This is a genomic window from Halomonas sp. 1513, from assembly GCA_001971685.1.
Lineage (GTDB): Bacteria > Pseudomonadota > Gammaproteobacteria > Pseudomonadales > Halomonadaceae > Franzmannia.
Genome location: CP019326.1, coordinates 444,505 through 469,799, shown reverse-complemented (window position 1 = coordinate 469,799; position 25,295 = coordinate 444,505). Strand labels below are relative to the sequence as shown.

The 25,295-nt window shown below is 67.5% G+C and carries 26 protein-coding genes; 8 read left to right on the top strand and 18 right to left on the bottom strand.

What is annotated here, in order from left to right:
- Nucleotides 1–175 precede the first annotated feature (175 nt).
- Nucleotides 176–2,914 carry an aconitate hydratase 1 gene (locus tag BWR19_02160; GenBank protein ID APX91843.1) on the top strand — a complete coding sequence of 913 codons (2,739 nt, stop codon included), beginning with the start codon at nt 176–178 and terminating at the stop codon, nt 2,912–2,914.
- A 219-nt stretch (nt 2,915–3,133) separates the two neighbouring features.
- On the opposite strand, the gene BWR19_02155 is transcribed toward BWR19_02160, so the two are convergent.
- From BWR19_02155 to BWR19_02105, 11 genes are all read right to left on the bottom strand, one after another.
- The gene (locus BWR19_02155) at nt 3,134–4,804 is read right to left on the bottom strand and encodes an NAD-dependent malic enzyme (GenBank protein ID APX91842.1); all 1,671 of its coding nucleotides are present in this window, start codon (nt 4,802–4,804) and stop codon (nt 3,134–3,136) included.
- Nucleotides 4,805–4,951: 147 nt separating this feature from the next.
- Nucleotides 4,952–6,157: a hypothetical protein gene (locus BWR19_02150; GenBank protein ID APX91841.1), complete on the bottom strand. Its 1,206-nt coding sequence runs from the start codon at nt 6,155–6,157 to the stop codon at nt 4,952–4,954.
- A 173-nt stretch (nt 6,158–6,330) separates the two neighbouring features.
- A complete protein-coding gene (locus BWR19_02145; GenBank protein APX91840.1) occupies nt 6,331–7,359 on the bottom strand; it encodes a tryptophan--tRNA ligase in 1,029 nt (342 codons plus the stop codon).
- Between the two features lie 292 nt (nt 7,360–7,651).
- Nucleotides 7,652–8,767 (bottom strand): alanine dehydrogenase, encoded by a 1,116-nt coding sequence (locus BWR19_02140; protein ID APX91839.1) that lies wholly within the window; start codon nt 8,765–8,767, stop codon nt 7,652–7,654.
- Between the two features lie 145 nt (nt 8,768–8,912).
- Nucleotides 8,913–9,362, bottom strand: coding sequence for a thioesterase (locus tag BWR19_02135; GenBank protein APX91838.1), 450 nt, complete (start codon nt 9,360–9,362; stop codon nt 8,913–8,915).
- Nucleotides 9,363–9,376: 14 nt separating this feature from the next.
- Nucleotides 9,377–9,700: a hypothetical protein gene (locus BWR19_02130; GenBank protein APX91837.1), complete on the bottom strand. Its 324-nt coding sequence runs from the start codon at nt 9,698–9,700 to the stop codon at nt 9,377–9,379.
- Nucleotides 9,701–9,705: 5 nt separating this feature from the next.
- Nucleotides 9,706–10,896, bottom strand: coding sequence for an rRNA large subunit methyltransferase I (locus BWR19_02125; GenBank protein ID APX91836.1), 1,191 nt, complete (start codon nt 10,894–10,896; stop codon nt 9,706–9,708).
- Nucleotides 10,897–10,991: 95 nt separating this feature from the next.
- Nucleotides 10,992–11,825, bottom strand: a complete 834-nt coding sequence (locus BWR19_02120; protein ID APX91835.1) for a DNA-formamidopyrimidine glycosylase — start codon at nt 11,823–11,825, stop codon at nt 10,992–10,994.
- Between the two features lie 131 nt (nt 11,826–11,956).
- On the bottom strand, nt 11,957–12,112 hold the full coding sequence (locus tag BWR19_02115; GenBank protein ID APX91834.1) for a 50S ribosomal protein L33: 156 nt from the start codon (nt 12,110–12,112) through the stop codon (nt 11,957–11,959).
- Nucleotides 12,113–12,135: 23 nt separating this feature from the next.
- Nucleotides 12,136–12,372 carry a 50S ribosomal protein L28 gene (locus BWR19_02110; GenBank protein APX91833.1) on the bottom strand — a complete coding sequence of 79 codons (237 nt, stop codon included), beginning with the start codon at nt 12,370–12,372 and terminating at the stop codon, nt 12,136–12,138.
- Between the two features lie 378 nt (nt 12,373–12,750).
- The gene (locus tag BWR19_02105; protein ID APX91832.1) at nt 12,751–13,425 is read right to left on the bottom strand and encodes a hypothetical protein; all 675 of its coding nucleotides are present in this window, start codon (nt 13,423–13,425) and stop codon (nt 12,751–12,753) included.
- A 184-nt stretch (nt 13,426–13,609) separates the two neighbouring features.
- Here BWR19_02105 and BWR19_02100 point away from each other — a divergent pair, with 184 nt between their 5' ends.
- From BWR19_02100 to BWR19_02080, 5 genes are all read left to right on the top strand, one after another.
- The gene (locus BWR19_02100; GenBank protein ID APX91831.1) at nt 13,610–14,890 is read left to right on the top strand and encodes a bifunctional 4'-phosphopantothenoylcysteine decarboxylase/phosphopantothenoylcysteine synthetase; all 1,281 of its coding nucleotides are present in this window, start codon (nt 13,610–13,612) and stop codon (nt 14,888–14,890) included.
- Nucleotides 14,887–15,357: a deoxyuridine 5'-triphosphate nucleotidohydrolase gene (locus tag BWR19_02095; GenBank protein APX91830.1), complete on the top strand. Its 471-nt coding sequence runs from the start codon at nt 14,887–14,889 to the stop codon at nt 15,355–15,357. The genes BWR19_02100 and BWR19_02095 overlap by 4 nt, the downstream gene beginning before the upstream one ends.
- A gap of 29 nt (nt 15,358–15,386) precedes the next feature.
- The gene (locus tag BWR19_02090; GenBank protein ID APX91829.1) at nt 15,387–16,784 is read left to right on the top strand and encodes a phosphomannomutase/phosphoglucomutase; all 1,398 of its coding nucleotides are present in this window, start codon (nt 15,387–15,389) and stop codon (nt 16,782–16,784) included.
- Between the two features lie 23 nt (nt 16,785–16,807).
- On the top strand, nt 16,808–17,722 hold the full coding sequence (locus tag BWR19_02085) for an acetylglutamate kinase (protein APX91828.1): 915 nt from the start codon (nt 16,808–16,810) through the stop codon (nt 17,720–17,722).
- 86 nt (nt 17,723–17,808) lie between these two features.
- On the top strand, nt 17,809–18,426 hold the full coding sequence (locus tag BWR19_02080) for a nucleoid occlusion factor SlmA (GenBank protein APX91827.1): 618 nt from the start codon (nt 17,809–17,811) through the stop codon (nt 18,424–18,426).
- Nucleotides 18,427–18,608: 182 nt separating this feature from the next.
- On the opposite strand, the gene BWR19_02075 is transcribed toward BWR19_02080, so the two are convergent.
- The 4 genes from BWR19_02075 to BWR19_02060 form a co-directional block, all read right to left on the bottom strand.
- On the bottom strand, nt 18,609–19,475 hold the full coding sequence (locus BWR19_02075) for an RNA polymerase factor sigma-32 (protein APX91826.1): 867 nt from the start codon (nt 19,473–19,475) through the stop codon (nt 18,609–18,611).
- Between the two features lie 158 nt (nt 19,476–19,633).
- A complete protein-coding gene (locus BWR19_02070) occupies nt 19,634–20,608 on the bottom strand; it encodes a cell division protein FtsX (protein ID APX91825.1) in 975 nt (324 codons plus the stop codon).
- Nucleotides 20,605–21,273, bottom strand: a complete 669-nt coding sequence (locus BWR19_02065) for a cell division ATP-binding protein FtsE (protein ID APX91824.1) — start codon at nt 21,271–21,273, stop codon at nt 20,605–20,607. Before BWR19_02065 ends, BWR19_02070 begins: the two co-directional genes overlap by 4 nt.
- 3 nt (nt 21,274–21,276) lie before the next feature.
- The gene (locus BWR19_02060) at nt 21,277–22,620 is read right to left on the bottom strand and encodes a signal recognition particle-docking protein FtsY (protein APX91823.1); all 1,344 of its coding nucleotides are present in this window, start codon (nt 22,618–22,620) and stop codon (nt 21,277–21,279) included.
- A gap of 103 nt (nt 22,621–22,723) precedes the next feature.
- Here BWR19_02060 and BWR19_02055 point away from each other — a divergent pair, with 103 nt between their 5' ends.
- Together BWR19_02055 and BWR19_02050 are read left to right on the top strand one after the other, a co-directional pair.
- Nucleotides 22,724–23,353: a 16S rRNA (guanine(966)-N(2))-methyltransferase RsmD gene (locus tag BWR19_02055; GenBank protein APX91822.1), complete on the top strand. Its 630-nt coding sequence runs from the start codon at nt 22,724–22,726 to the stop codon at nt 23,351–23,353.
- 88 nt (nt 23,354–23,441) lie between these two features.
- On the top strand, nt 23,442–23,636 hold the full coding sequence (locus BWR19_02050; GenBank protein APX91821.1) for a cell division protein ZapB: 195 nt from the start codon (nt 23,442–23,444) through the stop codon (nt 23,634–23,636).
- Between the two features lie 3 nt (nt 23,637–23,639).
- On the opposite strand, the gene BWR19_02045 is transcribed toward BWR19_02050, so the two are convergent.
- The 3 genes from BWR19_02045 to BWR19_02035 are packed head-to-tail and all read right to left on the bottom strand — an operon-like array spanning nt 23,640 to nt 25,247.
- Nucleotides 23,640–24,125 (bottom strand): hypothetical protein, encoded by a 486-nt coding sequence (locus tag BWR19_02045; protein ID APX91820.1) that lies wholly within the window; start codon nt 24,123–24,125, stop codon nt 23,640–23,642.
- Nucleotides 24,118–24,939: a hypothetical protein gene (locus BWR19_02040; protein APX91819.1), complete on the bottom strand. Its 822-nt coding sequence runs from the start codon at nt 24,937–24,939 to the stop codon at nt 24,118–24,120. Before BWR19_02040 ends, BWR19_02045 begins: the two co-directional genes overlap by 8 nt.
- Nucleotides 24,936–25,247 carry a BolA family transcriptional regulator gene (locus tag BWR19_02035; GenBank protein APX91818.1) on the bottom strand — a complete coding sequence of 104 codons (312 nt, stop codon included), beginning with the start codon at nt 25,245–25,247 and terminating at the stop codon, nt 24,936–24,938. The genes BWR19_02040 and BWR19_02035 overlap by 4 nt, the downstream gene beginning before the upstream one ends.
- Nucleotides 25,248–25,295 lie beyond the last annotated feature (48 nt).

The following is a 25,295-nucleotide window of genomic DNA, read 5'->3' as shown; positions in this document are numbered from 1 at the left end:
TCGGCCCTGCTCGGGGACCGCTCTGCGTCACTCCAGCATAGACGCTGAGCGTGGCGACACGGCGCGTCACCCCGGCAGCGCTTGAAATCAGCGCCTATCATGACCATATGAAACTGGTGATCGCGCTTTCGTGCGCCCCGGATGGGCGCCCATCGCTCTTCATGAGGAGGAGACCATGAGCCACACGACCCCCGACACACTGAGCCAACTCGAGGCCGGCGGGCAGACCTACCACTACTACAGCCTGCCCAAGGCCGCCGAGACCCTCGGCAATATCGACCGCCTGCCGATGACCCTCAAGGTGCTGCTCGAGAACCAGCTGCGCTTCGCCGACGATGAGAGCGTCAGCGTCGACGACATGCAGGCGCTGGTCGACTGGCAGCAGCAGGGTCGCTCGAGTCGAGAGATCGGCTACCGCCCGGCCCGGGTGCTGATGCAGGACTTCACCGGCGTGCCCGGGGTCGTCGACCTGGCCTCGATGCGTGCCGCCGTGGCCGAGCTGGGCGAGGATCCGGCGCGCATCAACCCTCTATCGCCAGTGGATCTGGTCATCGACCACTCGGTGATGGTCGACAAGTTCGGCAACCCGGCCGCCTTTCGCGACAACGTCGCCATCGAGATGGAGCGTAACCGCGAACGCTACGAGTTCCTGCGCTGGGGCCAGGAGGCCTTCGACAACTTCCGCGTGGTGCCGCCGGGCACCGGCATCTGCCACCAGGTCAATCTCGAATACCTGGGCAAGACGGTGTGGACCAAGGAGGTCGACGGCAAGACCCTCGCCTACCCCGACACCCTGGTCGGCACCGACTCCCACACCACCATGATCAACGGCCTCGGCATCCTCGGCTGGGGCGTGGGCGGCATCGAAGCCGAGGCGGCCATGCTCGGCCAGCCGGTATCGATGCTGATCCCCGAAGTGGTCGGCTTCAAGTTGACGGGCAAGCTGCGCGAAGGCATCACCGCCACCGACCTGGTACTGACGGTCACCGAGATGCTGCGCAACAAGGGCGTGGTCGGCAAGTTCGTGGAGTTCTACGGCGACGGCCTCGACGACCTGCCGCTGGCCGACCGCGCCACCATCGCCAACATGTCGCCGGAGTACGGTGCGACCTGCGGCTTCTTTCCGGTCGACGAGGAGACCCTCAACTACCTGCGCCTGACCGGCCGCGAGGATGCTCAGATCGCCCTGGTCGAGGCCTACAGCAAGGCCCAGGGGCTGTGGCGCGAGCCCGGCGCCGAACCGATCTTCAGCGACACCCTGCAACTCGACATGGGCGAGGTCGAGGCCAGCCTGGCCGGCCCCAAGCGCCCCCAGGACCGCGTCGCGCTGACCGACATGAAGGCGACCTTCGAGGCGCTGATGGGCGATCGCCTGCATGAAGTACCGACCACCGAGAAGGGGCGGCTGTTCTCCGAAGGCGGCCAGACCGCCGTGGGCATCGAGCAGAGCTACGAGAACGCCGACAGCCGGGATGTCGATTACGCTGGCAAGCAGTTCACCCTCGACCATGGCGCGGTGGTGATCGCCGCCATCACCTCCTGCACCAACACCTCCAATCCCAGCGTGATGATGGCCGCCGGCCTGCTGGCGCGCAAGGCCCGCGAGAAGGGGCTGACCACCCAGCCGTGGGTCAAGACGTCGCTGGCCCCGGGCTCCAAGGTGGTCACCGACTACCTCGCCGCCGGCGGCGTACAGGAGGACCTCGACGCGCTGGGCTTCAACCTGGTGGGCTACGGCTGCACCACCTGCATCGGCAACTCGGGGCCGCTTCCGGAGTCCATCGAGAAGGCCGTCGATGAGGGCGACCTCACGGTGGCCTCGGTGCTCTCCGGCAACCGCAACTTCGAGGGCCGAGTGCACCCGCTGGTCAAGACCAACTGGCTGGCCTCACCGCCGCTGGTGGTGGCCTACGCCCTGGCCGGTAACGTGCGCCGCGACCTCTCCAAGGAGCCCCTCGGCGAGGGCAGCGACGGCAAGCCGGTATATCTTCAGGACGTCTGGCCATCCCAGGCCGAGATCGCCGAAGCGGTGGAGAAGGTCAAGACCGAGATGTTCCGCAAGGAGTACGCCGAGGTGTTCGACGGCGACGACGTCTGGAAGGCCATCGACGTGCCCCAGAGCGAGGTCTATCAATGGCCCGAGTCGACCTATATCCAGCACCCGCCGTTCTTTGACGGCATGGGCAGAGAGCCGGAGGCCATCGATGACGTCGCAGACGCGCGCATTCTGGCCATGCTCGGCGACTCGGTGACCACCGACCATATCTCGCCGGCCGGCGCCATCAAACCCGACAGCCCCGCCGGGCGCTACCTGCAGGAGCACGGCGTCAAGCCGGTGGACTTCAACTCCTACGGTTCACGCCGCGGCAACCACGAAGTGATGATGCGCGGCACCTTCGCCAACGTACGCATCAGAAACGAGATGCTCGACGGCGTCGAGGGTGGCTACACTCGCCATGTGCCGAGCGGCGAGCAGCTGGCGATCTACGACGCGGCGATGAAGTACCAGCAGGAGGGCACGCCGCTGGTAGTGGTGGCCGGCAAGGAGTACGGCTCCGGCTCGAGCCGCGACTGGGCTGCCAAGGGCACCCGGCTGCTCGGCGTACGCGCGGTGCTGGCCGAGTCCTACGAGCGCATCCACCGCTCCAACCTGATCGGCATGGGCGTGGTGCCGCTGCAGTTCCCCGAGGGCGAAAGCCGCCAGTCGCTGGGCCTGACCGGTGACGAGACGATCTCCATCGAGGGGCTCGGCGAGCTCAGCCCGGGCGGCAAGGTCAAGGTGACCATCAAGAACGACAAGGGCGAGAAGAAGCTCGATGCGCTGTGCCGCATCGATACCGCCAACGAGCTGGCCTACTACCAGCACGGCGGCATCCTGCACTATGTGCTGCGCAAGATGATCGGCAGCGCCTGAGGCTGCTAGAGGCCCTGAGGGGCCAACGTGAAACGCCCAGCCGGCTGACCGGCTGGGCGTTTTTGTGTTGGTTACGGCTATACATTCCCGCCGGCTACCCGGCGCAGGTCAACGCGAACACGCTGTGAATCCATCCATGGACGCTCCATTTTTCGTCCTGAAAAATGAGGTTCGCTTATGACCTGCCCCGGTGCCGGCTGGCGCAGTTGCTAGGTGAACTCAAAATGCCTTGCGCCGATACTCGCGATAGCGCGGGTACCAAAAGTTGGCCTCGATGGCCTCGCGCAGCGTCTCGTCGTCGCAGGTCAGCGCCACGTCCTCGGCCATGGCCTGCTTGGCCACGTCGAAGGCGATCGCCTTACTGATCTCGCGGATATCGGACAGCGCCGGCAGCAGCGGGCCCTTGCCGTGCTGCACCATGGGCGCGCCCTTGGCCAGCGCATTGGAGGCGGCCATCAGCATGCCGTCGGTGACCCTTGAGGCACGCGCCGCGATCACCCCGAGACCGATGCCGGGGAAGATATAGGAGTTGTTGCACTGGGCGATGGGGTACTGCTTGCCGCGGAACTCCACCGGCGCGAAGGGGCTACCGGTAGCCACCAGCGCCTGACCCTCGGTCCACACCAGGATCTCTTCCGGCGTCGCCTCGACCTTGGAGGTGGGGTTGGAGAGCGGCATGACCAGCGGCTTGGCGCAGCCGGCATGCAGCGCCTGAATCACCTCCTTGGTGAACAGCCCGCGCTGGCCGGAGACGCCGATCAGCACCGTCGGCTTGGCCTGAGTGACCACATCGACCAGCGTCGTGCCCTGCCACCCGGCCGGGTCGTGGGCGAGCCGCGCCTGGAAGTCGTAGAGGCCGTCCATGTCGCGGGTCAGCAGGCCGTAGCGGTCGACCATGAAGATGCGCGCCCGCGCCTCGGTTTCGCCCAGGCCTTCGGCCTGCATCGCCAGCACGATCTGCTCGGCGATGCCGCAGCCCGCCGAGCCGGCGCCAACGAAGGCCACGCGCTGCTCGCTGATCTTCTCGCCCTTGGCCTTGCAGGCCGCCAGCAGGGTACCCACGCACACCGCCGCGGTGCCCTGGATGTCGTCGTTGAAGCAGCACAGCTCGTCACGATAGCGGTCCAGCAGCGGCATGGCGTTGGTCTGGGCGAAATCCTCGAACTGCAGCAACACGTTCGGCCAGCGACGCTTCACGGCGGCCATGAAGTCGGCGATGAAGGCGTCGTACTCGGCCTGGGAGACGCGCGGATGGCGCCAGCCCATGTACATCGGATCGTCGAGCAGGGTCTGATTGTTGGTGCCGACGTCGAGGGTGATCGGCAGCGTATACGCCGGGCTGATCCCGCCACAGGCGGTGTACAGCGACAGCTTGCCGATCGGGATGCCCATGCCGCCGATGCCCTGGTCGCCGAGACCGAGAATACGCTCGCCGTCGGTGGCCACGATCACCTTGACGTTGTCCTTGGTGGCGCTGCGCAGGATGTCATCCATGTATTCGCGATCCGGGTAGCTGATGAACAGCCCGCGATGGTTGCGATAGATATTGGAAAACTCCTCGCACGCCTCGCCCACGGTGGGGGTATAGATGATCGGCAGCATCTCCTCGAGGTGCTCCTCGAGCAGGCGGAAGAACAGCGTCTCGTTGTCGTCCTGGATCGCACGCAGGTAGATATGCCGATCGAGATCGTTCTGGCACAGCCGATACTGCCGGTAGGCACGCTCGGCCTGCTCTTCGATGGACTCGACGTTCTGCGGCAGCAGCCCGATCAGGTTGAAGGCGATACGCTCGTTGAGGGTAAAAGCGCTGCCCTTGTTGAGCAGTGGCATCTCGAGCAATGTAGGGCCGGCATAGGGAACGTACAGCGGGCGCTTGGCGGTTTGCGTCATCTCTCGTCTCGTCACTGTTGGTAAGAAAGTCTGGCGCTCTTGGTGGCGTTCTGATGTCCTCATTCTACCACGCTCCGCACGCTTGCTTCCCACCCAACGCAGCGCGCCCCGGCAGTGCCGGGGCGCGTCTCGCGTGGCAGCGGAGGCTCAGCAGCTCTTGGCGGTAGGCCGCCGGCCTGCCTCGCCCTCGAAGAACAGCGGGCGCAGCTTCACGCCCAGCATATTGCCGGCGAAGGCCGCCACCAGCCACACCCAGCCGTGCAGGCTGCCCGAGGCGATACCGCTGAAGTAGGCGCCGATGTTGCAGCCAAACGCCAGTCGCGCGCCGTAGCCGAGCATCAGCCCGCCGATCACCGCCGCCGCCACTGACTTGAGCGGAATGCGGAAGTTGGGGGCGAAGCGCCCCGCCAGAGTGGCCGCCATCAGCGCGCCGAGAATGATGCCGACGTTCATCACCGTGGTGATATCGCTCCATACGCTGGCCTGAAGCGCCTGGGCATTGGCCGCCGACTGCCAGTAGCCCCAGCCGGAGACGTCACCGCCGAGGAACTCGAAGCCCTTGGCGCCCCACAGCGCGAAGGCCGAGGTAATCCCCCAGGGGCGCCCGGCCAGGGCCAGGGTGGCAAAGTTGAGCAGCGCCAAGGCAACTGCGCCGAACAACAGCGGCCAGGGGCCGGTCAGCCAGCGGCGCTCGCGCATTTCAACGCGGGGCGTCTCCTCGAGCTGGCCGTGGCGGCGCTTCTCCATCGCCACCGTGAAGGCGGCGATCCCCGCAAACAGCGCCAGGCTGATGGCAATGCCACCACCGGTTCCCGCGGTATGCACCAGCGACACCGGCTGGAAAGCCGGCAGGCTCTGCCACCAGGTGAAGTGGGCGCTGCCGATCAGCGAGCCGACGATGAAGAACAGCAGGGTGATCAGCATCCGCGCATTGCCGCCGCCGGCGGTGAACAGCGTGCCCGAGGCGCAGCCGCCGCCGAGCTGCATGCCGAGGCCGAACAGGAAGGCGCCGAACACCACCGAGACGCCGATTGGCGCCACGAATCCCGACACCGGGTTGCCGAACAGCGTGCCGGCCCCCAGCGCCGGGAAGAACAGCAGTACGGCGACGGCCAGCATCACCATCTGGGCACGCAGCCCGCGGCCGCGCCGCTCGGTGATGAATACCCGCCAGGCGGCGGTAAAGCCGAAGGCGGCGTGGTAGAGCACCATGCCGAGCAGGCCGCCGACCACCATCAGCAGGCCGCTGCGGGCCTCGAAGGCAATGCCTATCACCAGGGCCCCGATCAGCAGTAGCCCGGCGGCGATCAGAGTGATCGGCGAAGCGTGCCGCGCAGCCAGTGTTGGCGTCATGACGTTCTCCTGTGAATTGCGATGACGTAGCGATAGCGCTCGACGATGCCGATATACCTTAGTGTTTCACTCGGAATAAAGGAAATGCATAACGACTATCACGAGCATTCCCCAAGAATATAAAACCTCCCCCCAGGCAGCCCTGCGGGGAGGTCATCTTCCCGCCCGGCGGCTTAGACGAAGCGGCCCAGCCCCACGGCCTGGCGCAGGCGATCCACGAACGGCGCCGCCTCGGCGCGGGCGCGCTCGGCGCCCTTGAGCAGCACCTGCTCGATGTGGCCGGGGTCTTCCATCAGCGCCTGGTAGCGCTCACGCGGCTCGCGCAGGTGCTCGTTCAGGTACTCGAAGACGCGGTTCTTGGCCTCGCCCCAGCCGATGCCGTTGGCATACTCCTGGCGCATGGCAGCGCTCTCCTCGGCGCTGGCGAAGGCCGAGTAGATCTGGAACAGGGTGCAGCTATCCGGGTCCTTGGGCTCGCCGGGCTCCAGCGAGTTGGTCTTGATCTTGCGCACCAGCTTCTGGAGCTTCTTCTCGGAGACGAAAAGCGGAATGGTGTTGTTGTAGCTCTTGGACATCTTGCGCCCGTCCAGACCGTTCAGTGTCGGCACGTTGTCGTCGACCACCGCCTCCGGATGCGTGAAGTAGTCGCCCTTGTAAAGGTGGTTGAAGCGTCCGGCGATATCGCGGGCCATCTCGATATGCTGGATCTGGTCGCGGCCCACCGGCACCTTGTGGGCGTTGAACATCAGGATGTCGGCGGCCATCAACACCGGGTAGCCGAACAGGCCCATGGTAATGCCCTTGTCAGGGTCCTGGTTGCCGGCCGCCTCGTTGTCGGCCACCGCGGCCTTGTAGGCGTGGGCGCGGTTCATCAGCCCTTTGGCGCAGACGCAGGAGAGCATCCAGGTCAGCTCGGTGATCTCGGGCACGTCCGACTGGCGGTAGAAGATGGCGTTGTCGGTATCCAGGCCCAGCGCCAGCCAGGTGGCGGCGATCTCGAGACGCGACTCCTGCACGCGACGCGGATCCTGGCACTTGATCAGTGCGTGGAGGTCGGCGAGAAAGTAGTAGGACTGCACGCTGGGGTCCTGACTGGCGGCGATCGCCGGCTTGATGGCGCCGACGTAGTTGCCCAGGTGGGGCGTGCCGCTGGTGGTGATACCGGTCAGGACGCGGGTCTTCGTCTCGGAAGCTGCACTCATGGAAAGCGGACTCTCGTGGTCGGAAATGCCCGCTATGGTAACGCGCGGCCCGGGTCAAGGCGACCGAGTTGCCCCGCGGCTGATCCGGGGCAGGATTAAGAGGGGCGCTGGTGCCGGCGTAGGCGGCGCCGAGGGCAGGTCGGAGAGGGGGGTTGCGCCATGGATGGCGCAAGGTAGCGCCCAGGGACGGGTTTACAGCGCCCCCTCGTAGGCCTGCCGCCGGTGCCATCAACCAGACGTTGCCCCCGGCGCCGCTCACAGCGGGTGCAAGTGCCTTAACCAAGCAGGTCTTTCATCCAAGCAAGCTGGCAGGGTCGACATACTCCAGCCCAAAGGCCTCGGCCACCGCGCGATAGGTGACCTGGCCATCATGCACGTTGAGCCCCGGCAGGAAGTGGCGGTCATCGGCCAGCGCCTGCTGCCAGCCCTTGTCGGCCAGCGCCAGCACGAACGGCATGGTGGCGTTGGTCAGCGCCTGGGTCGAGGTACGCGCTACGGCGCCGGGCATATTGGCCACGCAGTAGTGCACGACGCCGTCGACGATATAGGTCGGCTCGGCGTGGGTGGTGGCGCGGCTGGTCTCGAAGCAGCCGCCCTGATCGATGGCCACGTCGACCAGCACGCTGCCGGGCTTCATGTCGGCGAGCATCTCACGGGTGATCAACTTCGGCGCCGCGGCGCCGGCGATCAATACCGCACCGACGATCAGGTCGGACTCGCGGCTCGCTCTGTCCAGCGCATCGGCGGTGGAGTAGACGGTGCGAATACGCCCCTGGTAGCGATCGTCGAGCACCTCGAGGCGCGCCAGCGACTTGTCGAGAATGGTCACCTCGGCGCCCAGCCCCAGCGCCATGCGCGCGGCGTTCTCGCCGACCACGCCGCCGCCGATCACGGTGACCTTGGCCGGCGCCACCCCCGGCACCCCGGGCAGCAGGATCCCGGCACCACCCTGGGCCTTCTCCAGGCTGTGGGCGCCGGCCTGGATGGCCATGCGGCCGGCCACCGCACTCATCGGTGCCAGCAGCGGCAAACCGCCGTCGGCGCCGGTGATGGTCTCGTAGGCAATACAGGTCGCACCGCTCTGCATCAGGCCACGGGTCAGCGTCTCCTCGGCGGCCAGGTGCAGGTAGGTGAACAGGGTCTGTTCGGGCGTCAGGCGGGCGACCTCGTCGGGCTGCGGCTCCTTGACCTTGAGGATCAGTTCGGCGGACTCCCACAGCGCGGCCACGTCGGCCTCGATGCTGGCCCCGGCGGCCTGGTAGTCGGCGTCGCTGAAGCCAGCGCCCTCGCCGGCACCGGCCTGTACCACCACGGCATGGCCGCGGCCGCTCAATTCACGCGCCCCGGTGGGGGTCAGGGCCACCCGGTATTCGTGATTCTTGATCTCCTTGGGTACGGCGATCTGCATGACGGCCTCCTGTGCGATGAACGGGTACGTTTCGACGTTACCTCCATTACAGCACAGTCGCACGATCACGATAAAATCACGCTAAAACTCAGTAAAGAGAGCAATATTGCGCCGTTAGAACAAGAATATCTTCGGCAAAGCCTGGTTATTTCGAAGCATCTTCCTCACCGACCAGCACGCTGCCATAGCCGGCGACGTATTCCGCCGGCATGCGTCGCGGGCGGCCGCTGGAGAGTTCGATACAGGCGAAGCGGGTACGAGCGCGCAGCAGGGTGCGCGCATCGGCGGGACGACGCAGTTGGAAGCGTCGCGTCAGGGTCAGGCGGCCGTCGCAGGCAACGATCCAGGTGGCCAGCTCGAGGCGCTCGCCGACCAGCGCCGGCGCCAGGTAGTCGAGCTCGTGGCGGTGTACCGCCATGCCGCGGTCGAGCTCACGATAGCGCGCCAGATCCAGCCCCAGCTCGGCGGAGTGCTGCCAGCTGATCGCCTCGATCCAGCGCAGGTACTCGATGTTGTTGACGTGCCCGTAGTCGTCGATGGCGGTGGCCTCGACCTCGATAGGCAACACATACGGGCGCGGCAGATCCCACTCCATGGTCGCTCGAACTCCTATGGCTTGACGGCGCCGCACTGCCAGCAGGTATCGAAGGCGCCCTCGAGGCGCTCGCCGCAGCCCGGGCAGACCCAGTCCGGGACTGGCTGATCGGCGCCTTCGAGGCTCTCGCGAATCAGGCCTCTGGCGCGCTCGGCATTGTGTGGTGCCACCCACACCTCGGGCTCGCACTCGCCCAGCGGCAGCTCGCCCGCCCCGCCGGCCAGCGTCATGTTACGCAGCTCGACGGGGATATCGGCGGCACGCAACACGTTGTGCAGGTGGCTGACCAGTAGCCCATTGGAGTGGGCGAAGACGCGAATGTACTCGAATTCCGCCATATCGCTCAGTCGCGGAAGACGCGTACGCCAAGGGCCTTCAGATACGCCGTCTCGGGAATCGCCGGATGCACAGGATGGTCCGGTCCCTGGTGGCCCTGGTAGATGACCTGACCGTGGCGGTCCTGGTGACGCACCGCGCCGCGCACGCACTCGACCAGCCGATCCGGCGCCAGGTGCATGGAGCATGACGCCGAGAGCAGGATTCCATCGCGACCCAGCAGGCGCATCGCCTCGCGGTTGAGGCGCGAATAGGCGCGCTCACCGTTGGGGATGTCCTTGCGCTTCTTGATGAAGGCCGGCGGGTCGAGAATCACCACGTCGAACTCCTCGCCGTCAGCCTTGAGCGCAGCCAGCGCCTCGAAGGCGTCGCCTTCGCCGATCGCCACCTGCTCGGCTACGCCGTTGAGCGCGGCATTTTCGGCCACTTGCGCCAGCGCCTCGCCGGAGGCGTCGACACACAGCACCTGGCTGGCCCCGCTGGCCGCCGCCTGCACGCCCCAGCCGCCCACGTAGCTGAATACGTCGAGCACGCGCTTGCCGGCCACCAGGCCGTTGAGCCAGGCGCGGTTGGCGCGGTGGTCGTAGAACCAGCCGGTCTTCTGGCCGTCGAGCACCGGCACCACGAAGCGCACCCCGTTCTCCTCCAGCAGCACCTGCTCGGGCAGCTCGCCCTTGACCACTTCGACGTGACGCTCGAGCTGCTCCTGACGGCGACCGGAGGAGTCGTTCTTGAACACGATGGCGCGCGGCGACAGCACCTTGTCGAGGGCGGCGACCACCTCTTCACCGAGCCGCTCCATGCCCAGCGTATTGAGCTGTACCACCAGCACGTCGTCGAAGCGGTCGACGACCAGCCCCGGCAGCAGGTCGCCCTCGCCGTGCACCAGACGATAGAAGGGCTTGGCAAACAGCCGCTGGCGCAGGCCCAGCGCCTGCTTGAAGCGGTGCACCAGCAGCGAGCGGTCGAGGCGCACGTCGGGGTCGCGCGAGACCACCCGCGCACAGATCAGCGAGTGCGGGTTGACGTAGGCCACCCCCATCGGCTTACCGTTGGCGGCCTCGATCACCGCCTGGGCGCCAGGTTCGAAGCCCTTGAGCGGCGTGGCCTCGATATCGACTTCGTTGGAGTAGAGCCACAGATGCCCCGCCTTGAGGCGGCGGTCGGCATTCTTTTTCAAGCGCAGGCGTTCGGTCACGGATATCTCCAACGATAGGAATCAAGCTGATAGGGGGCATTCTAGCATTCACGCGGGGCTTTTCGGTTACCCGCGGCGGCAATAGACCGACGCCGTCAGGTCTGGCAGCGACCGCAGAACACGCTGGCACGCTGGCCGAGGGTAATCAGCCTGAGTTCGGCGCCACAGCGCCGGCACGGCTGGCCATCGCGACCGTAGACGTTGAGCCGTTGGGCGAAGTAGCCCGGCTCGCCGGTGCCGCTGACGAAGTCGCGCAGCGTGGTGCCACCCTGGGTGATGGCCGCCGCCAACACCTCGCGCACCGCCGCGGCAAGGCGCTGGTAGCGCTCCAGCGAGATGCGTCCGGCGGCGCGGCGCGGGTCGATGCCGGCCAGGAACAACGCCTCGCTGGCATAGATATTACCCACCCCTACCACCACGGCGTTATCCATCAGGAACGGTTTGACCGCGATGCGTCGGCCACGCGACATGGCGTATAGCCGCTCGCCGTCGAAGTCCGGCGACAGCGGCTCGGGGCCGAGCCGCGCCAGCCGCGGGTCGCTGAGCACGTTGCCGGCCAGCCAGTCGACGAAGCCGAAACGGCGCGGGTCGTGGTAGCGCAGGATCGCGCCGCCGTCGAGCACCAGGTCGACGTGATCGTGCTTGCGCGGCAGATCGCCGAGGCGTGCCACGCGCAGGCTGCCCGACATGCCGAGATGCCAGAGCAGCGTGCGCTCGGCTGCCGGCTCGGTCCCCGACAGCGGGATCAGCAGGTACTTGGCACGGCGCCCCAGGTCACCGATGCGCGCGCCTACCAGGGCGTTTTCCAGCCCCTCCGGCACCGGCGTACGCAGGCGCCGTTCACGCACGATCACCTCGCGGATCTCGCGCCCCTCGACGTGGGGCGCGATGCCGCGGCGGGTGGTCTCGACCTCGGGCAGTTCGGGCATGGCGGTCTCTCGCTACGATCCATCGGCACTGGGCAGCGGCGCGTGGGGCCGGCACGCGCCCCAGTACGCGAAAACCCGGCACCGGGCCGGGTTCAGCGTCAGGCTCGCGCCTGCGGAGGAGACCAGATCAATTACTTGATCTTGGCTTCCTTGTACATCACGTGCTTGCGAACCACCGGGTCGAACTTCTTCATTTCGAGCTTGTCCGGGGTGTTCCGCTTGTTCTTGTCAGTGGTGTAGAAGTGGCCGGTACCGGCGCTGGACACCATTCTGATCTTGTCGCGCATGACTCGTTCTCCCTGGAATTCGCTTAGACGCGGTCGCCGCGCTTGCGGATATCGGCGATCACGGCCTCGATACCCTTCTTGTCGATGATACGCATGCCCTTGGAGGAGATGCGCAGCTTGACGAAGCGCTTCTCTGACTCCACCCAGAAACGGTGGGAGTGCAGGTTCGGCAAGAAGCGACGACGCGTCTTGCGCTGGGAGTGCGATACGTTATTACCAGTCACCGGGCGCTTGCCGGTAACCTGACATACTTTGGACATGGGAGCCTCCAACCGCTTGGCCAGGTGTTCAAGACCTGAGTGTTCAAAACCTGTCGGGCAAACCGGGCCGGTAGAACGGCTGATAACCGCTGCCTGCCCCCTCATTTAACCCAAGGGAATTCTAAAGGGTGCACTTTATACCAGACGCCACGACGAACGGCAAGCAGCGTGCCAAATATTGCGCACTCCCTAACAAGGCGCGCTCTCGTAGCAAGGAACGCCGGGGACAGGCCGGAGAGGAGGTTTGCGCCATGGATGGCGCAAGGTAGCGTACAGGGATGTATTTACAGCGCCTCCTCGCAGGCCTGTCGCCGGATCAGTTCCGAGCGATGCTACTTACCAAGGAAACGCTGCCATCCTGCACCGCCAGCCACGCCGCTACAGCCACCCGCGTTCGGCGAAGGATATTACCTCACCGTCACCGACAACGAAATGGTCCAGCACGCGAATCTCGAACAGGCCGAGTGCGGTGGTCAAGCGCTCGGTGATGCGCCGGTCGGCATCAGAGGGCTCGGCCACCCCGGAGGGGTGGTTGTGGGCGAAGATGATCGCCCCGGCGCCCAGCTCCAGGGCCCGCCGCGCCACCTCACGCGGGTAGACAGAGGCGCTGTCGAGGGTGCCGCGGAACAGCGACTCGAAGCGGATCACGCGATGCTGGGTGTCCAGGAACAGCGCCGCGAACTCCTCGTGGCCGAGGTGGCGCAGGTGGGCCGAGAGAAAGGCCCGCACCAGGCTCGGCGAGGTCAGCGCTCCACCGCGCTCGAGCTGGCTGGCCAGGTGGCGCCGCGATAGCTCGAGCACGGCCTGCAGCTGCACGTACTTGGCCTCGCCCAGGCCGTGCTCGGCGCAGAAGCGGTCACGCTCGGCCTCCAGCAGCTGGCGCAGCCCGCCGAACGAGCCCAGCAGGTCGCGAGCCAGGTCCACCGCCGAGCGTCCTTTAACGCCGACACGCAGGAAGATCGCCAGCAGCTCGGCATCCGATAGCGCCTCCGCCCCGAGTGACAGCAGTTTTTCCCGCGGCCGCTCCCCCTCCGGCCAGTCACGAATCGACATCGGCGCCTCCCTGCTCCGTGATGCTCCATGGACCGCCACTGCAAGCGCCTGTCGGCCATCAGCGACGCATGAATATAAGCGTTACACCATTGAGTGTAGCGCGTCGCTCGCATGCCGTCCGGCTACGCAAGAAGCGGCGCCAATGGTAAGGTAAGTGCCTCCCCACAGCTGCTTGGAAGCTGCCATGTCATCGCTACTCGGCCAGCGTATCCTGCTCGGCATCAGTGCCGGTATCGCCGCCTACAAGAGCGCCCACCTCGCCAGGCTGTTGAAGAAGGCCGGTGCCGAGGTGCGCGTGGTGATGACCGACGGTGCCCAGGCCTTCATTACCCCGCTGACGCTGCAGGCGCTGACCGGCGAAGCGGTGCGCACCTCACTGCTCGACCCCGAGGCCGAGGCCGGCATGGGCCATATCGAGCTGGCGCGCTGGGCCGACACCCTGCTCGTCGCCCCGGCCACCGCCGACCTGATGGCGCGCCTCGCCCACGGCCATGCCGACGACCTGCTGACCACGCTGAACTTGGCCAGCGACGCGCGCCGCGTGATGGCCCCGGCCATGAACCAGGCGATGTGGCGCCACCCGGCGACGCAGCGCAACGCCGAGCGTCTGGCCGGCGACGGCTGGCAGCTGCTCGGCCCCGCCGCTGGCGACCAGGCGTGCGGCGATGTCGGCCCGGGGCGCATGCTCGAACCCGAAGAGATCGTCGCCGCCCTCCAAGGTGCCAGTGAGAGTGCCGAGGCCAGCGCCGCTGGTCCCGCCGCCGGGCTGACCATCACCCTGACCGCCGGGCCGACCCGCGAGCCCCTCGACCCGGTGCGCTACCTGACCAACCACAGTTCCGGCAAGATGGGCTATGCGCTGGCCGCCAGTGCCGCGCGCCTCGGCGCCCGGGTGCGACTGATCAGCGGCCCGGTGAGCCTTGCCACCCCGCCGGGCGTGGAGCGCATAGAGATCGAGACCGCCGAGCAGATGCACGCCGCCGCGCTGCGCCTGGCAGTGGATAGCGACGCCTTCATAGGCTGTGCGGCGGTGGCCGACTACCGCGCCGCCGCGCCCGCCGAGCACAAGCTCAAGAAGCGCGACGACGCCGAGGGCCTGACCCTCGAGCTGGTCAAGAACCCCGATATCATCGCCGCGGTGGCCGCCCTGCCGGCCGCCCAGCGGCCGCTGGTGGTGGGCTTTGCCGCCGAGACCCAGGACCTCGAGCACTACGCCCAGGACAAGCTGACCCGCAAGGGCCTCGACATGATCGTCGCCAACGACGTGTCGCTGGCCGGCCAGGGCTTCGGCGCCGACCACAATGCCGCCCTGCTGCTGTGGCAGCGCCACGATGCGGCGACACCCGGGCGTCACCAGACGGCGACGCTGACCAAGGCCGAACTCGCCGATACCATTCTCCATCACCTGCTCGAGCGGCTCAGCGCGCGGCAGGCCAGCGACCCGCACACCCAGGACACACCATGACCGCACCCGTCGACCGCCCCCGCCTTGCCGTCAAGATCCTCGACGCACGCGTCCGGGAATTCCCGTTGCCCCACTACGCCACCCAGGGCTCCGCCGGCATGGACCTGCGCGCCCTGCTCGATGCTCCACTGACGCTGGCACCGGGCCAGTGCGAGCTGGTGCGCACCGGTCTCGCCGTGCATATCGCCGACCCCGGCCTGGCCGGGATGATCCTGCCGCGCTCCGGCTTGGGGCATAAGCACGGCATCGTGCTCGGCAACCTGGTCGGCCTGATCGACTCCGACTACCAGGGCGAGCTGATGATCTCGGTGTGGAACCGTGGTACGGCACCGTTCGTGCTCGAACCCTTCGAACGCCTGGCACAGTACGTGCTTGTCCCTGTGGTGCAGGCCGAGCTCGAGGTCGTCGACGATTTCGACGCCAGCCTGCGTGGCGACGGCGGCTTCGGTAGCTCCGGCCGCCACTGAATCTTGGATAACGCAAAAAGGAATTGCCCATGAGCTCTGCACACAGCGACGCCGTTCCGGCTTCGATCTTCCGCGCCTATGACATCCGCGGCATCGTCGACGAGACCCTGACCGAAGCCAGCGTCGAATTGATCGGCCGCGCCATCGGCAGCGAAGCCGCCGCCCGCGGCGAGTCGACGGTAGTGGTGGCCCGCGACGGCCGCCTCTCCGGGCCGCGCCTCACCGCCGCCCTGACCCGCGGCCTGACCGCCGCCGGCCGCGACGTGATCGACATCGGCATGGTGCCGACCCCGGTGCTCTACTACGCCACCCACGTACTCGACGGCACGCGCTCCGGCGTAATGGTCACCGGCAGCCACAACCCGCCCGACTACAACGGCTTCAAGATCGTGCTCGGCGGCGAGACGCTGTCCGGGGACGCCATCACCGCGCTCTACCAGCGCCTGGTCGACGACGACTTGAGCGCGGGCCAGGGCAGCGTGCGTGAAGAGGACGTGCGCGACGCCTACCTCGAGCGCATCCTCGGCGACGTATCACTGGCCGGCCCGATCAAGGCGGTGGTCGACTGCGGCAACGGCGTGGCCGGCGAGCTGGGCCCCAAGCTGATCGAGAAGCTCGGCGCCGAGATGATTCCGCTGTTCGCCGAGATCGACGGCACCTTCCCCAACCACCACCCGGATCCCGGCAAGCCCGAGAACCTTGTCGACCTGATCCGCACCGTCAAGGAGACCGGCGCCGACATCGGCCTGGCCTTCGACGGCGACGGCGACCGCCTCGGCGTGATCACCCCCGCCGGCGAGCTGATCTACCCCGACCGGCTGATGATGGCCTTCGCCGAGGACATGCTGTCGCGCAACCCCGGCGCCAAGGTGATCTTCGACGTCAAGTGCACCGGCAACCTGGCCCAGGTGATCGAGAATGCCGGCGGCACCCCCGAGATGTGGCGCACCGGCCACTCGCTGATCAAGGCGCGCATGAAGGAGACCGGCGCCCTGCTGGCCGGCGAGATGAGCGGCCATATTTTCTTCAAGGAGCGCTGGTACGGCTTCGACGACGGCCTCTACGGCGCCGCCCGGCTGCTCGAGATCCTCGCCAAGCAGGGTGAAGACGCCGACGCCTACTTCGCCCGCTTCCCCCAGGACCTCGGCACCCCGGAGCTCAACATCACGGTGACCGACGACAACAAGTTCGACATCGTCGCGCGCCTGGCCCGCGAAGGCGATTTCGGCGACGACGGCATCAAGACCACCCTCGACGGCATTCGCGTCGACTACCCCGACGGCTGGGGCCTGTGCCGCGCCTCCAACACCACCCCGGTGCTGGTGCTGCGCTTCGAGGGCAAGAGCGAGGCGGCACTCGCGCGTATCCAGGCCCAGTTCGGCGCGGCCCTGTCCCGGGTTGCGCCAGACATTGCACTGCCCTACTGACCCGATCGATACAAGGACCTTCGATGACCGACCAACAGACCCGCGACCCGCAGCTGACCGTCGAGGTGCTCTCCGAGGCGCTGCCCTACATCCAGCGCTTCTCCGGCAAGACCGTGGTGGTCAAGTACGGCGGCAACGCCATGACCGAAGATGCCCTGATCGACTCCTTTGCCCGCGACATGGTGCTGCTCAAGGAGGTCGGCATCAATCCGGTGGTGGTGCACGGCGGCGGGCCGCAGATCGGCGACCTGCTGGCCAAGCTCAATATCGAGTCGCGCTTCGTCAACGGCATGCGGGTCACCGACGCCGAGACCATGGACGTGGTGGAGATGGTCCTTGGCGGCCTGGTCAACAAGGGCATCGTCAACCTGATCAACCAGGCCGGCGGCAAGGCCATCGGCCTGACCGGCAAGGACGGCTCGCAGATCCGCGCCCGCCAGCTCAAGGTCGAGCACCAGACGCCGGAGATGACCGCCCCCGAGATCATCGACATCGGCCACGTCGGCGAGGTCGAACATGTCTCCACCGACCTGATCGAGATGCTCGCCGAGCGCGATTTCATCCCGGTGATCGCACCGATCGGCGTCGACCGCGAGGGCCACAGCTACAACATCAACGCCGACCTGGTCGCCGGCAAGGTCGCCGAGGCGCTGTGCGCCGAGAAGCTGATGCTGCTGACCAACGTCGCCGGCCTGATGAACGCCGAGGGTGAGGTGGTCACCGGCCTGTCGACCCAGCAGGTCGATGCGCTGATCGCCGACGGCACCATCCACGGCGGCATGCTGCCCAAGATCCGCTGCGCCCTGGAAGCGGTCAAGGGCGGCGTGGCCAGTGCGCATATAATCGACGGCCGCGTGCCCCACGCCACCCTGCTGGAGATCTTCACCAACGCCGGGGTCGGCACCCAGATCCTCGAGACCGACTCCGCCGGCGAGTAGTCCACCGCCATTCATTCACGGCGGGTTTGCCCCGCCGCGAGGGCGACAGTAGGATGAGCGGACAACGGGATCATTAGAAGAACATCATGACGCAGGAAAATTCGAAGACCAACCGCCGGGAGGAGATCCTCCAGGCGCTGGCGCTGATGCTCGAAGAGGACAGCGGCAAGCGCATCACCATTGCCGCCCTGGCACGCCAGGTCGGGGTCTCCGAGGCAGCGCTCTACCGGCACTTCCCAAGCAAGGCGCGGATGTTCGAAGGGCTGATCGAGTTCATCGAAGAGACCCTGTTCGAGCGCATTCGCCGCATCCTCGACGAGACCCACGAGGCGCTGCCGCGCTGCCAGCAGATCCTTACCCTGCTGCTGGGCTTCGCCGAGAAGAACCCCGGCCTCACCCGGCTGCTGGGCGGCGATGCGCTGACCGGCGAAACCGCACGGCTGCGACTGCGCATCCACCAGCTCTTCGAGCGCCTCGAGACCCAGCTCAAACAGGTGCTGCGCGAGGCCGAGCTGCGCGAGCAGCGTCGCCCCAGCCTGCCCGCCTCGGCCGCCGCCAACCTGCTGATGGCCCACGCCGAGGGCCGCATCTCGCAGTACGTGCGCAGCGACTTCCGCCGCCGCCCCACCGAGTACTGGGACGACCAGTGGCGGTTGCTCTCGGCCCAGCTATTGATGGACGTGCCGAGCCTGGCGCGGGCCTGAGCGCCGAGCGCCGAGCGCCGAGCGCCGAGCGCCGAGCGCCGCCAAATAGTGACATGGGCATTCCGAGCGTCAACGAAGAACCCCCGTCGGATGATCATCCGACGGGGGTTCTCGTTTTCTACCTCAGCAGCTGCCGCCCGTAACTGACCTGCCGGGCGTCTGGCGCTTACGGCTGGGCGCTCTTAGGCTACCAACGCATCACCGATCTGGCGCTTGATCTTGTTCATGGCGTTCTTCTCGAGCTGGCGGATGCGCTCGGCGGAAACGCCGTAGACGTCGGCCAGCTCGTGGAGCGTGGCCTTGGGCTCGTTGAGCCAACGGCGCTGAAGAATGTCGCGTGAGCGCTCGTCGAGCTCGTCGAGCGCCAGCTGCAGGCGCCGGGTCGAGTCCTCCTCCCAGTCGCTGTCTTCGAGCTGGGTGGCCGGATCGAAGCGGGCGTCGTCGAGGAAGTGCACCGGCGCCTGGTAGCTCTGCTCGTCGTCATCGCTGGGCGAGGCGTCGAAGCCGGCGTCGTAGGCGGTCAGCCGCCCCTCCATCTCGCGCACGATCTCGGGCTTGACGTCGAGATCCTTGGCGATGGCGTCGACTTCATCGTTGTTGAGCCAGGCCAAGCGCTTCTTGGCACTGCGCAGATTGAAGAACAGCTTGCGCTGCGCCTTGGTGGTGGCGATCTTGACGATGCGCCAGTTGCGCAGCACGAACTCGTGAATCTCGGCCTTGATCCAGTGCACGGCGAACGACACCAGACGCACGCCCTGGTTGGGGTCGAAGCGCTTGACTGCCTTCATCAGGCCGACGTTGCCTTCCTGGATCAGGTCGGCCTGGGGCAGGCCGTAGCCGGAGTAGCTGCGTGCAATATGCACCACGAAACGCAGGTGCGACAGGACCAGGCGGCGCGCGGCCTCCAGGTCGCTCTGTTCGTGCAGGCGGAACGCCAGTTCGCGCTCCTCCTCTGCAGACAGCACGGCGATGCCGTTGACCGCCTGAATATATCCATTCAGGTCGTGGCCCGGAGATAGATGACCAACAGGCTGAAGACGGGTACTCATGTGACGAGGGTCTCCAAGATTGCCTACTTCGATGAATGCCGGTACGTGACGATGGATAACCGTACGACCACGCTTAGCTGACTAACTACCATGACATCACGGGCTGGCGGAAGTTCCCGCTAGCCGCGCCCGGCGGGGCTTTGAGCGCCGCCTTGCGCTCAGGAGGGACGCATCTCGGCAAGGTGCCGGCTGACCGCAATCCACGCCCCGAGCAGGCCCAATAGTGTACTCGAAAATAGCAGTATTGCCGAGCCCGCAGCATCCAACCGCGGCAGGCTGAAGTGCGCGCCGTAGCTCTCGGCCAGCGCGGTCACGGGGGCCGCCAACCACTGCCCGCCCAGGCTCAGCAGCGCCCAGGCCAGCAGGCCGCCGCCCAGCCCGTACCAGGCGCCGCTGTAGAGAAACGGGCGCCGCACGAAGGCGTGGGTGGCACCGATCAACGTCACCACCTGGATCTCCTGGCGACGGCTCTCCACCGCCAGACGAATGGTATTGCCGACGATCAGCAGCACGCCGAGGCCGAACAGTACCGCCAGCGCCAGCGCGACGCGGCGTCCCAGCTCGGCGAGCTGCGCCAGGCGCTCGATCCAGGCCAGGTCGAGGCGCACCTCGTCGACACCGCTGACCGACTCGAGCTGCTCGGCCAGGGAGCGCACCGCGTCCGGCCGGGTCTCGCGGGGCGAGACCACCACGCTGGCCGGCAGCGGGTTGTCATCGAGCCGGCCCAGCGCATCGGCCAGGCCCAGCGACTCCTGGAACTCGGCCATGCCCTCGGCGGCGGTGATCAGCCGCGTGGCATCCACCTCCGGATGAGCCCCTAGCGCTTGGTTGATGCGCATCGCCTGGGCCTCGTCGACCCCGGCCTCGAGGTAGGCGGTCAGGGTAGCACTCTCGTCGAGCTCGGCATCGAGCAGTCGGGCACTATCCAGCACCAGCCACAGCGCCGCAGGCAGCACCAGCGCAATGGCGATGGCCAGCATGGTCAGCAGGCTGCCCAACGGGTGGCGCAGCAGGCGTAGTGCGCTATCGAGGCACATTGCGCGATGGTGGCGCAGCCAGCTGCGCAGGCGACTGCTGGTGCGCGTCTGGTGGCTGCGTGCCCCCCGCCGCGGGGCTGGCTGGGCGCCGCTCATGCCGCCTCCTGGTCAGCCACCAGGCGACCCTCACGCAGCTGCAGCACGCGATGGCGCAGCCGCGCGATCAGCGCCAAGTCGTGGCTGGCGATCATCACCGTGGTACCGATACGATTGAAATCCTCGAACAGGGTCATGATGTCGGCGGAGAGCTGCGGGTCGAGGTTGCCGGTAGGCTCGTCGGCGAGCAGCAGCGCCGGCTTGTTGACCACCGCCCGGGCGATACCCACGCGCTGCTGCTCGCCGCCGGAGAGCTCGATGGGCAGCGCCTTCTCGCGGTGCAGCAGGCCTACCTTGTCGAGCGCCGCCCGCACCCGCCGCGCCGCCTCGCGGGGCTCGACCCCCTGGATCTCCAGCGGCAGCGCCACGTTGTGGTAGATCGAACGATCGAACAGCAGCTGGTGGTCCTGGAAGACCACGCCGATCTGGCGCCGGTAAAAGGGCACCTGGGAGTGGTGCAGGCGGTTGATATCGTGGCCGGCGACCAGCACCCGGCCGCGCGACGGGCGCTCGAGGCGCATGATCAGCCGCAGCAGCGAACTCTTGCCGGCGCCGGAATGGCCGGTGAGAAACAGCATCTCGCCGCGCTCGACCTGGAAGTCGATATTGGCCAGCGCCTCGAAGCGCCCGCCGTAGCGCTTGCCGACGTGCTCGAAGGCAATCACGGCTCAGCGGCGCTCGGCGTCGTGCTCGTCGCGGGCGAACAGCGCATCGACGAAGTCGCGGGCCTCGAACGGCCGCAGGTCGTCGAGGGTCTCGCCGACGCCGATATAGCGGATCGGCGTGCCGAGCTGCTTGGCCAGGGCGAAGATGATGCCGCCCTTGGCGGTACCGTCGAGCTTGGTCAGGGTGATGCCGGTGACCGGCACCGCCTCGTTGAAGGTGCTGGCCTGGGAGATGGCGTTCTGGCCAGTGCCGGCGTCGAGCACCAGCATCACCTCGTGGGGGGCCGTGGCGTCGAGCTTGCCCATCACCCGCTGAACCTTCTTCAGCTCTTCCATCAGGTGCCCCTTGTTGTGCAGGCGCCCGGCGGTGTCGGCGATCAGCACGTCGACCTTGCGCGCCTTGGCGGCGGCCACCGCGTCATAGATCACCGAGGCGCTGTCGGCGCCGGTGTGCTGGGCGATCACCGGCACCTTGTTGCGCTCGCCCCATACCTTGAGCTGCTCCACCGCGGCGGCGCGGAAGGTGTCGCCGGCGGCCAGCATCACGCTGCGCCCTTCGGCCTGGAAGCGCTTGGTCAACTTGCCGATGGTGGTGGTCTTGCCGACCCCGTTGACGCCGACCATCAGGATCACGAAGGGCCCTTCGCCCTTGGGCGGTAGCGCCAGCGGCGTGGCCACCGGGTCGAGCATCGCGCTGAGCTCGTCCTGCAGCGCGCGGTAGAGGGCGTCGGCGTCGGCGAGTTCCTTGCGCGAGACCCGCGCCGAGAGGTTGTCGATGATCTCGCTGGTGGCCTCGATGCCGACGTCGGCCATCAGCAGCTGGGTCTCCAGCTCCTCCATCAGGTCGTCGTCGATCTGCTTCTTGCCCAGAAACAGGTCGGCGATACCGTCGGTCAGGTTGGCGCGGGTCTTGCCCAGCCCCTGCTTGATGCGCGCCAGCCAGCCGCGCTTTTCGGGCACATCATCACTGCCCGCCAAGGCCGTCGGCTCGGGCTCGGGCTCGGGCTCGGGCTCGGGCTCGGGCTCGGGCTCGGGCTCGGGCTCGGGCTCGGCAACAGTATCGACCTCGGCCGGCTCGGCCAGGTCGTCTACCTCAGCCGCCAGCGGCGCCTCCTCCAGCGCACTGACCGCGCCGTCGCTGGGCGGCGCATCGCCCAGCGCCTCGCGGGCCGCGGCCTGCTCGTGTGCCTGGGGGGCGACATCGACGAGGGCGTCAGCGGAGGCCGTGCCTTCCTTGGCCGGCTCGCCCTGGGACTCTTGATACTGCGATTCGTCGAGCGCCTGCTGATCCTTGGGTGACTGCTGGGACTCGTCCTGCTGCTTCTTGCGCTTGAAAAATCCGAACATGGGCGTGATCTGACCTCGGCACCTGGAGAATCGCGGAACAATCGACTCATCCTACCACCGCCGGCGGTGACTGTGGATAAGCCCGACGGTACAATTCGGCCCCATGACTCGACGCCGCCCCCCCTCACGCCGCCGCCCCGCTGCCCGTGCCAACCAGGCAAGCGGTCGCCTGCGCATCATCGGCGGCGAGTTCCGCCGCCGCCAGCTGCCGGTGCTCGACCGCCCGGGCCTGCGCCCCACCCCGGACAGGGTGCGCGAGACGCTGTTCAACTGGCTGGCAGGCGCCGCGCTCGGTGCTGATGTGCTCGACCTCTACGCCGGTACCGGTGCACTGGGGCTGGAGGCGCTGTCACGGGGCGCCCGCCAGGCCCACTTCGTCGAGGGCGACGCCGCGGTGGCCAGCGCCCTGCGCGACAATCTCGCCACCCTCGGCGCCACTGGGCGTGTCACCACCAGCGATGTCATGGCCCTGCTCGACGCCCCCGCCGACGCGGCGGCGCCCTATGCCCTGGTGTTTCTCGACCCGCCGTTTCGCCAAGGGCTCGCCGAGCCGAGCTGTGCCGCGCTCGAGGCCGGCGGCTGGCTCGCCGCGCGGGCCTGGATCTACCTGGAAACCGAGGCCGGGCTCACCCCTAACGTACCCGCGAGCTGGACAATGCATCGCGAGGTCCGCGCCGGCGACAGCCATGCCCGCCTCTATCGGCGCCTGTCGTTACCCGGCGACGCTTGCTGAGCCGCGCCACGCGTCGTACGCTGCGCCCCAGGCCAGCCCCGGCATCCCGTCCGGGCCCTAGACGCTGCAATCACATCAGGAGACCAGGATGAGCATCGAACTCTTCAATCAGCTCGAGCAGAAAGTCGGCAACGCCGTCGAGGCCATCGAAATGCTGAAGATGGAGGCCGAGGAGCTGCGCGAGGAAAATGCCCGCCTGAAGCAGGAGCATGACGAGTGGCAGCAGCGCCTCAGCGGCCTGCTGGAGAAGTTCAACGAACTCGACGGCAGCGGCAGCGCCTGAACCTCAGTCGCGGCAGCCGGCCAGCGGAAAGGACATCAGCAGCGCGTCCTCCCGTGCGCCGCTGCCGTTGAGCGGCGGGTAGTAGCCGCGGCGCAGGCCGTCGTCGCGAAATCCGCTGCGTCGGTAGAGCGCCAGCGCCGCCTGATTGGAGGCGCGCACCTCGAGCAGCAGTCGCTCGCTGCGCCACTCCGTGGCCTGGCCGATCAGCGCCCTGATCAGCCGCCAGGCCAGCCCCTGGCGTCGCGCATCGGGCATTACGGTAATCGCCTGCAGCTCGGCATCGAAGGGCTGGCGACTGAGCACCGCAAAGCCGCGCAGTCCCTCGCCGGCCTGCTCTCCCAGCCCGACGCCCCAGACACTGCCCTGAGCATCGGTCAGCGCTCCCATCAATTGCACCCTCGACCAGGGGGCCGGCTGGCCGAGGGTCTCGATCCGCTCCACCGCCTCCAGCCAGTCGGCATCCAACGTCCGCAGCCAGGGGTCACGCATCGGCGTCTCCCTCGGCAGCAGGCCCGTCGGCGGCACTCTGCCAGGCCAGGCGCCACTCTCCCAGCAGCGGCAGCAAGGCGCGCTTGGCATCGGCATCGCGACTCAGCTCGTCGAGCGCCGGCCCCTGCCAGGCGGGAAGCTGTAGCAGGCCGCAGCGCCCCGCCTCGATCGCCAACACCTCAGCCAGCGCCGGTGCCTCGCCGAACATCAGTACCCGCTCGGCTCGCCAGCCGCCACGGCGGCGCCCGTCAATGAACGCACGCAGGCCATCGCGGGCCTCATCGAGCGGCGCCTCCACCGGCAGCTCTTCCATCATCGGCCACTGGAAGGCCTGGAACACCGGCGGCTCGGCCAGGTGGATGCCGGCGGCCTGCAGCAGGTTGCCCAGCAGACGCTGGGCCGTGGCGTCAGGGGCCGCGGCCTGGGGCAGCAGCACCAGCCAGCGCCCTTCCAGCGCGGTAATCTGCAGGCTGAAGCGCAGCGCCTGGCGGGCGCCTGCGGCGCTCGGGGCCGGGGCACTCTCGGCCCGGTCAGCGGGTTCGGGAGCTTCTTGGGAGACATCCACGCCCAGCATGGCCCGCGCCTTGCCCCGCCGTGCAGGCTTGGCAGGCGTTGGCGTCGGCGCTTCGGGTGCGCCCGGCGGTTCGTCGAGCAGCGCATGCAGCCGCTGCGAGGGTGCCGGAGCGGCGGGCACCTCGGGCTCAGGCCACTCGCAGGCCGGGGTTTCCAGGGCGTTAGGCAGGCGGTAGCGTGCCACCCAGGCGGTGACGCCCATGGCACTCAAGTACTGCAGACGCTGCGGCTCGCTGGTCACGCCCCGCTGCCACCGCGGCAGTCGGGCGAGTCGGGCCGCTGGCCGCCGCGTGCCTGCCACTCATCCGGGGTGTAGGGGTGCAGTGCCAGGGCGTGTACCGGCCCGGCGAGCTCATCGGCGAGTAGCGCGTAGAGCTGCTGATGACGCTTGACCGGCATCATGCCCTCGAAACGCTCGGAGACCAGCGTGACCTTGAAGTGGGTTTCCGACTCGGCCGGCACGTTGTGTCGGTGGCTCTCGTTCTCCACCGTCAGCCAGATGGGCGATAGCGTCTTGAGCTTGTCCTCGATCTGCGCCTGAATGCTCATGGCGGTTGCCTCGTGGTAGTCGCGTCGTGAAGTGAGCGGAATAGCGCC